The sequence below is a fragment of the Vibrio sp. 1580 genome, assembly GCF_033340055.1.
In genome coordinates this window covers 18,346-31,763 of sequence record NZ_JAWOVT010000021.1, presented here as the reverse complement: position 1 = coordinate 31,763, position 13,418 = coordinate 18,346, and the positions used below count along the sequence as shown (strand labels likewise).

The following is a 13,418-nucleotide window of genomic DNA, read 5'->3' as shown; positions in this document are numbered from 1 at the left end:
AGTGAGATATTATGGTTCTAGGTAAACCTCAAACCGACCCAACATTAGAGTGGTTTCTTTCACACTGTCATATTCATAAGTACCCTTCAAAGAGCACGCTAATTCACGCGGGCGAAAAGGCAGAAACTTTGTACTACATCGTTAAAGGTTCTGTTGCGGTTCTTATCAAAGACGAAGAAGGTAAGGAGATGATCCTTTCTTACCTAAACCAAGGAGACTTTATTGGTGAACTTGGTCTATTCGAGGAAGACCAAGAGCGCACAGCTTGGGTTCGTGCTAAATCTCCTTGTGAAGTTGCTGAAATTTCTTTCAAGAAGTTCCGTCAGCTTATCCAAGTAAACCCAGACATCCTAATGCGTCTTTCTGCGCAGATGGCTCGTCGTCTTCAAGTAACTAGCCAAAAAGTGGGTGACCTGGCGTTCCTAGACGTAACTGGTCGTATCGCTCAGACGCTTCTGAACCTTGCAAAACAACCAGACGCAATGACTCACCCAGACGGCATGCAAATCAAGATCACTCGTCAAGAAATCGGTCAAATTGTTGGCTGTTCTCGTGAGACAGTAGGTCGTATCTTGAAGATGCTAGAAGAGCAGAACCTAATCTCTGCTCACGGTAAAACCATCGTGGTTTACGGTACTCGTTAATCTCGAACTAGAGTGACACGAACAAAATTATAAAAGCCACCAATGGCAACATTGGTGGCTTTTTATTTACTCATGACCAAATGAGATAGGGTGCAGCGAACACTAATGAGTAAGCTTAACAGGTTAACCCTAAAACTTAGCCATTCGTACTTTCAAAGATTTTGTCAGCTGAAGCGGCCACGAAACCTGGGTACAAATCACCATTTTCCATCGGATAGCGCTTAGCAAATTCATAAAACCCGCCAGGGATAATTTCAGTGCCTTCGCTAAAACGAACCGCTACTTTATCTGCCATGGTCGATGACTGCTCTAGCAACACCTCAGGAGTGCCCTTCACTTCACCACCATTTTCATTAATGGTAAACCCAGCGGTACGCAGATGATCGTTTACCTGCTTCACTTCTTCATATTCATTGAGCTGGTTAACGCTCACCGTGAAGTGGTTTGCTCCGTAACCATGCGCCGCAAGCCAAGATGCGTACTCACTTTCTTTAGCCAACGTTTGGTAATCAGCAAAGCTTAAATCCCACAAGCGTCCACCATGTAAGAATGCGCTATCGTTCAGCTTGTCAGCATCGACTTGTGCCACCAAATTTTTCACAATCTCTTGTAGCTCAGACGAGCACTCTTCAACTTTTAGCTCACTAATAAATACTTTAGGTTGCTTCGGATCTGGGTGCTCATAGTGCTTAGCAACCAGCTTTTTGCTTTCGAAAACGTAATCACCACACGCCTTGTAACCAATAGCTACAAATGGCTTAGCTAGAGTTTCAATACCAAGAGGCGCGATATTGAAGGTACGTAAAGCTATATGATCATTAATCAGAGGCTCATCTTCTTGAAGCAGCTGATGCACTTTAGCAGCCGAAGGGCAAAGACGTTGAATGTAATCTTGCCATAGCGATTCAAATAACACATCGGGCGTCATAACGACTCCTTGTTACGAGATGTAGAGTTTAAAGGTAAGCGGAAGTTGGCTGCTCGTTCACAACAAAAGTTGTCCAGAATAATGAACGAGCAACCATCAACCTGTGACGGTAAATGCCAGTCAGTCAACACGCTTTTCCGAGTCTTTGCTCACTTTTCGTGTTCTGCCAACGATCACTACAACCCATACCTAAATGATGCGCCGGCAAGGTGAGCCGCAATGCATAGTTGCGACTCTATTATTAAAACTTATAGCGCTACACCTGGACTCAATGTTGCAGGCAAGACAGTCTCTTGACCTTCCATTGATGCCATTGGGTACGCACAGTAATCTGCTGCGTAGTAAGCGCTTGGGCGCAAGTTACCCGACGCCCCCGGACCACCAAATGGCGCATCACCGCTTGCACCAGTGAGCTGGCGGTTACGGTTCACGATACCTGCACGAATGTGGTCAACGAAGTATTCCCATTCTTGGTCGTCGGTTGAGACCAAACCAGCAGATAAGCCAAAGCGCGTATCGTTTGCTAGCGCCACGGCTTTGTCTAACCCTTCGTAACGCACCACTTGCAGAAGTGGGCCGAAGTATTCTTCATCTGGTAACTCAGCAATGTTCGTTACATCAATGATGCCAGGAGAAACAAACGCCGCCTCTCCTGCTTTCGCTTCAATCAAGCTTTCACCGCCAAGAGACTGTAGATTAGCTTGTGCATCAAGAATAAACTTGGCTGCCGCGACCGAAATTTGCGGTCCCATAAATGGCGCAGGTTCTGCAAATGGTTGGTCTACGCGAATATTGCGTGTCGCTTCAACGAGTTTGGTGATAAGCGCATCGCCTTTTTCACCCAATGGCACATACAAACGACGAGCACACGTACAACGCTGCCCAGCACTGATAAACGCTGACTGGATGATGGTGTAAACCGTGGCATCCAAATCACCATATTTATCAGAGATCACCATCGGGTTATTACCACCCATTTCTAGTGCGAGCATCTTGCCCGGTTGACCCGCAAATTGACGGTGTAATACATGCCCCGTATTTGCGCTACCCGTAAACAGTACGCCATCGATGCCTTTTGCGTCAGCGAGCGCGATACCAGTTTCTTTCGCGCCCTGAACAAGGTTAATCACGCCTTTCGGCAGACCGGCTTCTTCCCATAGCTTCATTGCCAATTCACCCGTCCATGGCGTTTGCTCAGACGGTTTGAAGACTACCGTGTTACCAGCCAGTAGCGCAGGCACAATGTGACCATTTGGTAGGTGGCCTGGGAAGTTGTAAGGACCAAACACCGCCATCACGCCCAATGGGCGGTGGCGCAATACGATTTGGTTGCCTGCTGCTTCACGGCTCGCCTCACCAGTGCGGTCATGATAAGCGCGAATCGAAATGGCAATTTTACCTGCCATTGCCGCTGCTTCAGTGCGCGTTTCCCAAATTGGCTTACCAGTTTCTTTGGCAATGACTTCGGCGATTTTTTCGCTGTTCTCTTTTACTTTCTCCGCAAAAGCCAACACGATTGCCTCACGCTCTGAAAATGGGCGCTTTTTCCAGTCAATAAACGCTTCACGCGCTGCAGATACCGCCTGGTTCACCTGCTCTGCCGTTGCACCTTTGCCTTGCCAGATCACTTCTTGGTTGTACGGCGACAGAGACGTAAATGCTTCACCCTGACCTTGTACCCATTCACCTGCAATCCAATGTGTCATTGTTTCTATCCTTAAATTCTGTCGTCTGTTACTGCGGAAGAAGGCGAACGAAATCCCCTTCTTCAACCGAAAGTGCATCCGCAACGTCTGGTGCGATCATTACGCTCTGTGTTTCTGCGTCATACGCCGCTTTAGTGACTGTCGCACGGAAGTTCTCGAAAGATGAATTACACATCAAGAAGTCTTGTGTGCTGGAATGTTCAGAGATTTTGACTTGCGCACGGAATGAATGACGTACCGACTCAATATTACGCAGATCACACTCAACCGTTGGGCCACCATCGAAGATGTCGACGTAGCCTCGGTTGGTAAAACCTTCACGCTCAAGCAGCTTCAGCGCTGGACGCGTGTTGTCATGTACTTGACCAATCACGGCTTGCGCTTCTGGGCTGAGCAGGTTGATGTAAATAGGCAGTTTCGGCATCAAGTCGGCGATAAAGCCTTTCTTGCCGATACCTGTCAGGTAATCTGCAAGCGTGAAATCGATAGAGAAGAAATGCTCTTGAAGCCATTGCCAGAATGGTGAATTACCCTCGTCGTCTGAAACGCCACGCATCTCCGCAAAGATCGTTTCAGAGAAGCGCTCTGGGTGCTCTGCCATCATTAGGAAACGACACTTCGACATTAGACGACCATTCAGACCTTGGCGGAATTTCTCACGCAAGAACAAGGTACAAATTTCGCTGTTACCCGTGTAGTTATTACCAAAAGTAAGCAGTTTAACGACGTTGTTAACGCCAAGCTTTGGCGACGAGTGCACGACTTTACTAATGTGATATGAGTAAAATGGGACATCCCAGCCGATAGATGCTTCGATTCCGGTGGTACCCGCAACCTCACCCGTTTCAGAGTCAAAGCCAACCATCAGGTAGCCTTCATCGCCTGGTTCTGCCACATCTGGCTTACCAAAGCTGTACTCTGAATGTTTGATTCGATTGGTTAACAGTTCTTCGTTAACCGGTAGAGATGTAAATCCGTGACCAGACTCCACCGCACAAGTGTGCAGTGCGTCGTAATCCGACATCGCGATAGGGCGAACTACTAGCATCAATACTCCCTCCAGATGCAAGAAGATCCTAACTATATTGTAGGAACAATTCCCCCATCAGAGATCCTTGACGGGGGTGTCTGCGTTGACGTTTAAACTGATATCGCGCTTAAACTAAAGTCGCGATCGCTTTATCCAGTTTCGCCAAGCCTTCTTCAATTTCTTGTTGTGTGATAACGAGTGATGGTGTGAAACGTACGACATTGGCACCCGCAACCAATACCATGAGACCTTGTTTACCTGCAGCAACCAGCACGTCACGCGCACGGCCTTGCCATTCTTCATTTAGTGCAGCGCCAAGTAATAGGCCTTGACCGCGCACTTCTGAGAAGATGTTGTACTTCGCGTTGATCTTCTCTAGACCTTCACGGAACATTGCTTCGCGTTCTAGCACACCAGCCAACACCTCTGGCTTAGTAACTTCATTTACAACCGCTTCTGCAACCGCACACGCTAGTGGGTTACCGCCATATGTAGAACCGTGAGTGCCCACTTTCATGTGCTCTGCCAATTTTGCTGTCGTTAGCATTGCACCGATCGGGAAACCGCCACCAAGTGATTTCGCAGTACTTAGAATATCTGGCGTGATACCTAAACCTTGGTAAGCGTAGAAGTTACCTGTACGGCCATTACCAGTTTGCACTTCATCGAAGATCAGTAAGGCGTTGTGTTTGTCACACAGCTCGCGAACCGCTTGAGCGAACTCAGGCGTTGGTGGCACGATGCCGCCTTCACCTTGTAGTGGCTCCATCATGACCGCACAAGTACGATCAGACATGTGTGCTTGTAAAGCTTCGATATCGTTGTAAGGAAGGTGTGTCACGTCGCCTGGCTTAGGACCGAAGCCGTCAGAGTATGCCGCTTGGCCACCAACCGTTACGGTAAAGAATGTACGACCGTGGAAACCTTGTTTGAATGCAATGATTTCAGATTTCTCAGTGCCATGAACGTCTGCTGCATAACGACGTGCCAGCTTCAAAGCGGCTTCGTTTGCTTCTGCGCCAGAGTTAGCAAAGAACACTCGCTCAGCAAAACTCACTTCTGTTAGCTTTTTCGCCAGACGAAGGGCTGGTTCGTTCGTCATAACGTTACTTAAGTGCCAAAGCTTGTTAGCTTGCTCTGTTAGTGCGTTTACCATTACTGGATGACAATGGCCAAGACAGCTCACTGCAATACCACCAGCAAAGTCGATGTATTCATTACCTTCCTGATCCCAAACACGTGAACCTTCACCTTTAACAGGGATCATTTCCATCGGGTTATAGCAAGGTACCATTACCTCATCGAATAAACCGCGCTCTACTTTAATTTCCGTTGTCATTGCACATTCCTTCTTGATACCGCATGCGTAGCAGATAAGCGAATTTAACCGGCTCTCTTTGCCAGCAAATAATGTTTTGCATTTAAGCTATTGCGGCATTGTATTTACATTTAATTAACCATTTCAATAGTGATTTATTCTTTTCGTTCTCGAAAGTAACTTCCATTAATCACTGCTTATGACTATTTATGCATCAAGAAAGTAAAATAGAGAAGTGATTTTTTATAAATGTTATGTAATACAGGGGATAGAAGGTTTAAAAAGACATGAATAGACAAAGAGACTCGAGAGAATCGCATAGTTTTGCAATCCGCTCACCTCAGCAAAAAGATGAATGATTTGTTAAGAAAAGTGATCGCGATCAGATCGCTTTGCGTGCTAAAAAGTTCGCAAGCAACTCGTGACCTTGCTCAGTTTTGATTGATTCTGGGTGGAATTGCACCGCATCAATTGGCAAGGTTTTATGTTGGTAACCCATTATTTCATCCATGCTTCCGTCAGGCAGTTCTGTCCATGCAGTCAGTTCAAACACGTCGGGTAAAGTACCGTTTTTCACCACAAGAGAGTGATAACGGGTTACCGTGAGTGGGTTATTCAGATTTTTAAACACACTACGACCGTTGTGATGAATCGGTGAGGTCTTACCGTGCATCACTTGTCGTGCACGTACCACTTCCCCCCCAAACACTTGCGCTATCGCCTGATGACCAAGACAAACTCCTAGGATCGGCAACTTACCAGCGAAGTGTTCTATCGCTTTCAGTGAAATACCTGCTTCGTTCGGCGTACATGGCCCTGGCGAGATCACCAAATGAGTTGGGTTGAGCGCCTCAATGCCTTGGATATCGATTTCATCGTTACGCACCACCTTTACGTCTGCACCAAGCTCGCAGAAGTATTGGTAAAGGTTGTAGGTAAAAGAGTCGTAGTTATCGATGATCAACAACATAAAGGGTCGGTTGCTCCAATCCGTTTTGGCAATGCTTACGTAGTGAATCGCCACGTTCGTGACAATCAAGGGCGGTATTTTGCTATACCAAGCAAGAAAGGCAAGTTTTTGCTGAATAAAAAGGCCAGCATAGGCTGGCCTTTGGTCTTTACAGCTATTTAGGAACTGTTTGTCAGAAAGTAAATTCGCTTAGCGGCGACGACGGAATAAACCGAGACCTAGCAGCGCAAATAGCGCGCCAAAACCAAACGAACCTCCATCTGAATCCTTCGACCCTTCTGTTCCAGTTTCAGTTTGCGTCATTGAAACATCACGAACAGAGCTAAACTTCACGATATTGCCTGTCGAGTCAGTCACTTTCTCTTCTAACTGATAATTACCTTGCTCTGGCGTTTGTTCAAACTCAATATTCACGCTACGCGCATCAATATCAGCTTGAACTAAGGTTTGGCTAGCCGAGTAAGCTTTCGTATCGCTGCTCGCCGCAGCCGCTTGTGTGGATGGCGTTAAGTTCACCGTAACAATATCACCTACAACCGCCGTTGGTGGTAAACGGACATCGACGGCTAAGTTGTCACCTGCTTTCGGTAAATCGATGTCATCATCTGGTAAATCAATCGCGATGATCACTGGATCGTGGTCAGAGGCAGAGAACGCATCTTTGTACTTCGGCATATCACCGGTGTACTTGCTGCTGTATTCGAACAAGTTACTCTCTAGTGAGTTGATGTGCCAATCTTCAATTGCTACCACTTTTTGCGCTAGGCTACTGCTTGCCAATGCGTGGTCCAAATTACCCAGCTCGCCCGAATAGGTGTAAGAAAACGTATCAGTGCCGTGCAGCAACGTATTTAAGTTGTGCAGACCGTAACCTTTTTCAATTTTGGTCTTCTCTACTTGAAGTTCACCATCACCAATGGTTGTGTAAGCAGCAGTATAAATGTCACGGCCGTATTTCTCTTTCGAGTAATCAGTCAGTGTCAGAAGTGGGTCTTCCATGCCATAAGCATTGAGGTCGCCCATGAGCAATACATCGCCTTTCACCTCTTTCAACGCTTCACCCACTGCGTGCGCAGCAGAAACGCGGAAGTTGTTACAGTTGCCTTGCAGATCCGCTGGCTCAGAATCTTCTACACCGGCAATCCACTCTTCAATACACTCAGAGCCTTTCGACTTAAAGTGGTTTACGACAATAGACAAATCTTCACCCGTCTCTTTCACCGTAAAGGTCTGAAGTAGACTGTGTCGTTGGTACTTATCGTAAGCAGGGTTACTTTCGGTGCCCTCTTTACGAGTAATTGTGTTTTCTGCAATGTGCTGCTCTGGCGTGATGATCACTTTTGCAGCGCCTTTTGGCGTTACTGCGTTAGCACGATATAAGATCGCCACCATGATCGCATCACTGCCAAAGTATTCGTCTTGGTATTTGTCTTGCTCTTCGATTTCGACATACGTGTAATGATCTTCAGCGTCATCAATCTCAGCATTTAGGGCATCAACTAAGTTTTGGATAGCACTGCCATCACCAAAGCCGTTGTTTTCCACTTCCATCAAACCAATAACGTCTGCGTCCATCTTGTTCATCGCCGCAACGATTTTCGCTTGCTGGATCAGGAATTCGTCTAGATTAGTCGCACCACGGTTTTGTCCGGTTGGGTTTTCATGACCACTGTCAGCCACGGAGTTGAAGTAGTTCAGTACGTTGAAGCTTGCAATACGCAAATCTGAGTCCGCAATCGCTGGGGCATCTTTACGAGCCACGTCGAAGCCTTCACCTGAAGTCACGAAGTTGGTGTTATTGACTTCATTCGTCGCAATCAGGCGGTATTCGTTGTAGCTGTAAGCCACGACACCCTGTAGACCTTCTACTCGAGAACCAAGGCGAATGTGCTGCTCTGAAGAGCCATCTTGGTCTGCATCTTTAGCAAAATCGGGGTAGTATGGGATTTGGCCGTTTGGTGCTTTGCCATCTGATTCTAGGTATACGCGGTTTGCTGCGTTGTCTTTTGCTAGCTCAACGGCTGCATCGCTCTCTGCCGCGTGTAATTGAGTCGGCTTTAACAATGGCGCTTCATGAGAGAGCATCATATTGTTACGACGTGAATCGTAGTCGTAAGAGAAGTTGCGAGTTACAAACAAGTCACTTGCCGAGGTCAACTCAACTTGCATCCCTTCATGACGCTCAAGCGCATCACGTAGTGTCTCACCTTCTTTGATAACAAGATCGGTAACTCGAGAGGTTTCAGAGGTGCCTGTTTTCACATAGCTGTTAGCATCAGAAGCAAGCTGAGTATTGCTGTAATACTCTTGAACTTTACCTTTCACACAAACAACGTCACCAGCTTTCAGCGCCGTGTCTGCCGCGTCAGTATGAATGAACAAGCCTTCTGAGGTCTTGTCGTTGTTGTCGCTTTCTAATGCTTGTAGGTAGAAACCTTTGGTTAGGCCAGTGGTAACAGCAGTCACGACACCCGTTACGAAATGATCTTCGTCAGTAATGTATGGGTAACCATCAATGAATGGAGACGTATCGCCTTCACCTTGAATATCTTGGATGGTAGTGAAGTTAGGTTGCTGACCGTCGACTTCACAAGCGAATGGTGCTGGTGGCTCAGTCGCATTTAGCTCACCAAGGCCGTCAATGTTGTCTTTCTCAAATGCCGTCCACTGAGATGCATCATAAGTAGCAGAAGGGGTTAGTGCATCACTGTTACGAACTAATGTGGTGTCTTTACCAAAATCTACGTCACCCATCACACCGATGATGTCGTGCACTTCACCATCTTTCAGCAGTGCGATCGGGTCGTCACCGTTAAAGTTCGCAACGCTTTTATCTGTGATATCGGCGACAGCTTTGATGGTATCGCTCGCGTCACCATGCGCCAGTACATACACTTGGTTAGCTTGTAGCGTCACTTGGCTAAGGTCGAATGTGCTGCCCCAAGTACCACCACCGTTTGATGATTTCGCCAACTCGTAGCCAGTGAGTGTCACCGCAGTATCACCCGTATTAGCGATCTCTACCGCTTTATTATAAGCGCCGCCTTCTACGTATTGGGAAATAATAATCTCTGCGTTCGCGTTTGCACTAAGTGCACTGGCGATGGTTAATGCGAGTATTGAGGGTTTGATTAACGTGTCCATTGTCATACCTGATATTTATGTAAATGCAAACTTAGCTCTGGTTAGAGCCTGCCATTTGCGTCTACTATCAGGTTTATTTATGAAATAAATAAGAATGAGTAATTAAAGCCGTGAAATGAATCACATGTGAATATAAGAAAATATGCCAGAGCATCCCATTCAAACATTTTTTGTAATAAATACAGAGCGCTATTGATAAACAAGTCAGAATTTAGATTGATTACTCAGTTTACTTTTTCACTTCATGTTAAGGAGTAGAAAATACATCACTTGTTGAGTGGCTTATTAACCCAACCGTTCCGTTACAAATAAAAAATATAATTAGTCACTAATTTAGAATGCTTTAATTTTCACTTGTATCACTGTTCAAGCCCAAGAATCTATTACTCGCTTCGTTCTCTCTTATACAGGCCCCTCATACTTCAAAGTTTTCATGATTTATTCAATAACTTTTCATTACTCACTAGCCAAAAACATACACAAAAGATATAACACCGCGCGAGACAATAAGATCTCATTAGCTGTAAACCCAGGAACGACAAATGAAAAAAATTCAACGCAGTGTGCTAGCTCTCTCCCTACTTGGCTTGATAGCGGGGTGTCAGTTGACCGCCAGTGAGCCACTTCAACCTACGGCGAATCAAGACATCATCGAATCAGCCAAAAATGAACTGGATGGTATTGAAGAGCTAGAAGTCAGTGACGAGGGTGTTATTACCTTTACTCAGCGTCTAAGAACGCCAGGAACCTACTGGATTCCAGCGAGAATTAAAGAACTCAGCTACGATATATCATGCGTACAGCTTAGTTACTTCATTGATAGAGGCATGGTTGTGAAGTCTGCCTTTCTAGGGGCTCGAGGACGTGTTGAATATTACGACATGGAACGCTGTATGAAAGACACACCATTTCAGTAATACAGGCATAAAAAAAGCTCCACCAAAGTGGAGCTTTTTCGTATTCGTTCTTAGCAACTATGGGCGAGCTACAAAACCTACTGCTTCGTATGCTTTCTTAAGCGTTTCAGCCGCTCGTGCCGAGGCTTTCTCAGCGCCTTGCTGCATTACCTCGTCCATGTAAGCACGATCAGCGCGAATACGGTGATATTCTGCTTGAATTGGCTCAAGCATTGCTACAACTGCCTCACCAACATCTTTCTTAAATGGGCCATACATTTCTACGCCTTGGTACTTCGCTTCAATCTCTTCGAAGCTCATGCCTGTCGCCGCGGAGTACAGACCCATTAGGTTAGCAATGCCCGCCTTGTTCTCGATATCATGACGGATACTTGGTGGCGTTTCGGTATCGGTTTGCGCTTTGTTGATCTTCTTAAGGATCGACTTAGGCTCTTCCAGCAGCGTGATAACGTTCTTACGGTTGTCATCAGATTTAGACATCTTCTTCGTTGCATCTTGAAGGCTCATTACACGCGCATTTACTGTCGGAATGTAAGGCTCTGGAACTTGGAAGATTGGCTGCTCTGGCGAGTAAATATTGTTGAAACGCGTTGCGATATCGCGCGCTAATTCTAGATGTTGCTTCTGGTCACTGCCTACAGGTACTTGGTGTGCACCGTAAAGCAAAATGTCAGCCGCCATCAACACCGGGTAGTCAAATAGACCGACGTTTACGTCATTCGCGTAACGTGCCGATTTGTCTTTAAACTGAGTCATACGGCTCAGCTCACCCATTTGAGTGTAGCAGTTAAGAAGCCAACCTAATTGAGCATGCTCTGGTACATGTGACTGAACAAATAGCGTGCTCTTCTTCGGGGCAACACCAACTGCCAGACAAATTGCCAGTGCGTCTAGAGTTGCTTCATGCAGCGCTTTAGGGTCCTGACGAACCGTAATCGCGTGAAGGTCTACCACACAATATTGGCAATCATAATCGTCTTGCATCTGCTGCCATTGACGTAGAGCACCCAAGTAGTTACCGATACTTAGTTCACCTGAAGGTTGAACACCACTCAATACAATGGGTTTGCTCATTAGAATGATTCCTTTGACTTCTTAATCTAATTAAATGAAAAAAACCGTGCAGTAATAGGTGCACGGTTTACTCAGTGTACTCATTAACGAGTATTTTGGAAGCTCTTTTGTAGCCGTTATGCAGAAACCGCTACAACGTCCAATAATTCTGCCAAACTGTCAGCGACGAAATCTGGATTTGATGCTGAAATAGGTTCACCGTGGTTGTAACCATATGTCAGACCAAATGAGGCACAGCCTGCATTCTTTGCTGCGAGAATATCGTTTTTCGAGTCGCCAACCATCAGCATTTCACTTGGTTGGATTTGGTGTTTTTCCATTAGCCAGTTCAATGCTACTGGGTTTGGTTTTTTCTCTGGGAATGCATCACCGCCAAGGACATCAACGAAGTATTTTGCGATGTCGTGCTTTTCCAAAACGTCAGGCACAAACTTTGAAGGTTTGTTGGTCACCAACGCCATAACAAAGCCCGCTTTGTGCAGCTCTGCTAGTGTCTCTTTTACCGTTGGGTAAAGATGACTTAGCTTGTGACCGCTTTGCTCGTAGTAATCATCAAACAATACACGCGCTTTAGCACGAAGCTCTTCACTCAGCTCCGGGTTGATGGTCAGGCTTTGGCTTAATGAGCGACCAATAAGCACGTCTGCGCCGTTACCCACATAATCACGAACTTGTTCTTCTGAAACCGATGGAAAGCCAAGCGCCTGTACCGCTTGGTCTGCCGCGACAGCTAGATCTGGCACGCTATCAAGCAAAGTACCATCTAGATCGAAGGCGATGAATTTAATGTCTTGTTGAGTCATAACTTCCCTGAGGATTTTTATTTATAAATCGGTGAAAACGACAAAGGATGGCACCCCATCCTTTGTTTTTATCATTATGTCTGATTCTACAGTAACTGTTTGTTTCGTCGTTACTTTGCAGCAATACGCTGACGAACTGCCTCAAACAAACAGATGCCGGATGCCACAGATACGTTCAAGCTTGAAACGCTACCAGCCATTGGGATCTTAATCAAATCGTCGCAGGTTTCACGAGTCAGACGACGCATACCATCACCTTCTGCCCCCATTACGATAGCAAGGGGTCCAGTCAGTTTTGCTTGGTAGATGTCGTGCGTTGCTTCGCCCGCAGTACCAACAAACCAGATGCCTTTCTCTTGCAATGTACGCATAGTACGAGCCAAGTTAGTCACTCGGATCAATGGCACGACTTCAGCTGCACCACAAGCCACTTTGCTTACGGTTGCGTTCATCGGTGCAGAACGATCTTTCGGTACGATGATCGCCGCAGCACCTGCCGCATCTGCGTTACGTAAACACGCACCAAGATTGTGTGGATCGGTCACTCCGTCTAACACTAATAGCAGTGGTGATTCGTGCTGCGCCAGGATGTCATCTATATCGTTCTCATTCAGCTGCTTCGCTGGTTTCACACGAGCGATGATGCCTTGGTGATTTGCACCGCGCGCTTTGTCATCCAAGGTTTTACGTGTCATCTGCTGAATAGAAACACCACAAACCTGAAGATCATTTAGGATTGGCATTAGGCGATCATCTTGACGACCTTTTAAAACGTACGCCTCGATAAAACGCTCTGGTTCGCGCTCCAATACCGCCTTCACTGCGTGAATGCCGTAGATAAATTCGTTACTCATTGTTTAACCTGTTGTTCTGGTCGTATTGCC

The 13,418-nt window shown here is 46.3% G+C and carries 11 protein-coding genes; 2 read left to right on the top strand and 9 right to left on the bottom strand.

The window, feature by feature from the left end:
• Positions 1-11 precede the first annotated feature (11 nt).
• Complete coding sequence (gene crp, locus R7093_RS22245) at positions 12-644, top strand: cAMP-activated global transcriptional regulator CRP (protein WP_005381432.1); 633 nt, start codon at positions 12-14, stop codon at positions 642-644.
• Positions 645-780: 136 nt separating this feature from the next.
• Here crp and R7093_RS22240 read toward each other — a convergent pair whose 3' ends face one another.
• The 6 genes from R7093_RS22240 to R7093_RS22215 form a co-directional block, all read right to left on the bottom strand.
• The gene (locus tag R7093_RS22240; protein ID WP_005381426.1) at positions 781-1,572 is read right to left on the bottom strand and encodes a DUF1338 domain-containing protein; all 792 of its coding nucleotides are present in this window, start codon (positions 1,570-1,572) and stop codon (positions 781-783) included.
• Positions 1,573-1,820: 248 nt separating this feature from the next.
• Complete coding sequence (gene astD / locus R7093_RS22235) at positions 1,821-3,278, bottom strand: succinylglutamate-semialdehyde dehydrogenase (RefSeq protein ID WP_005381424.1); 1,458 nt, start codon at positions 3,276-3,278, stop codon at positions 1,821-1,823.
• Between the two features lie 28 nt (positions 3,279-3,306).
• Positions 3,307-4,326, bottom strand: a complete 1,020-nt coding sequence (astA, locus tag R7093_RS22230) for an arginine N-succinyltransferase (protein WP_005381422.1) — start codon at positions 4,324-4,326, stop codon at positions 3,307-3,309.
• 109 nt (positions 4,327-4,435) lie between these two features.
• Positions 4,436-5,647: an aspartate aminotransferase family protein gene (locus R7093_RS22225; RefSeq protein WP_005381420.1), complete on the bottom strand. Its 1,212-nt coding sequence runs from the start codon at positions 5,645-5,647 to the stop codon at positions 4,436-4,438.
• Between the two features lie 361 nt (positions 5,648-6,008).
• Entirely contained in the window at positions 6,009-6,596 is a 588-nt protein-coding gene (locus tag R7093_RS22220) for an aminodeoxychorismate/anthranilate synthase component II (protein WP_017821744.1), read from the bottom strand.
• A gap of 189 nt (positions 6,597-6,785) precedes the next feature.
• Entirely contained in the window at positions 6,786-9,740 is a 2,955-nt protein-coding gene (locus tag R7093_RS22215) for an ExeM/NucH family extracellular endonuclease (RefSeq protein WP_047104035.1), read from the bottom strand.
• A gap of 542 nt (positions 9,741-10,282) precedes the next feature.
• On the opposite strand from R7093_RS22215, the gene R7093_RS22210 reads away from it, so the two are divergent.
• On the top strand, positions 10,283-10,657 hold the full coding sequence (locus R7093_RS22210) for a hypothetical protein (RefSeq protein ID WP_005381401.1): 375 nt from the start codon (positions 10,283-10,285) through the stop codon (positions 10,655-10,657).
• 57 nt (positions 10,658-10,714) lie between these two features.
• Here the strand turns inward: R7093_RS22210 and trpS are convergent, their stop codons facing one another.
• The 3 genes from trpS to rlmB all read right to left on the bottom strand — a co-directional run bounded on the left by trpS (position 10,715) and on the right by rlmB (position 13,388).
• Positions 10,715-11,731 (bottom strand): tryptophan--tRNA ligase, encoded by a 1,017-nt coding sequence (gene trpS / locus R7093_RS22205; protein WP_318146810.1) that lies wholly within the window; start codon positions 11,729-11,731, stop codon positions 10,715-10,717.
• 116 nt (positions 11,732-11,847) lie between these two features.
• The gene (locus R7093_RS22200) at positions 11,848-12,534 is read right to left on the bottom strand and encodes a phosphoglycolate phosphatase (protein WP_005382834.1); all 687 of its coding nucleotides are present in this window, start codon (positions 12,532-12,534) and stop codon (positions 11,848-11,850) included.
• A 110-nt stretch (positions 12,535-12,644) separates the two neighbouring features.
• Complete coding sequence (gene rlmB, locus R7093_RS22195; protein WP_005381395.1) at positions 12,645-13,388, bottom strand: 23S rRNA (guanosine(2251)-2'-O)-methyltransferase RlmB; 744 nt, start codon at positions 13,386-13,388, stop codon at positions 12,645-12,647.
• Positions 13,389-13,418 lie beyond the last annotated feature (30 nt).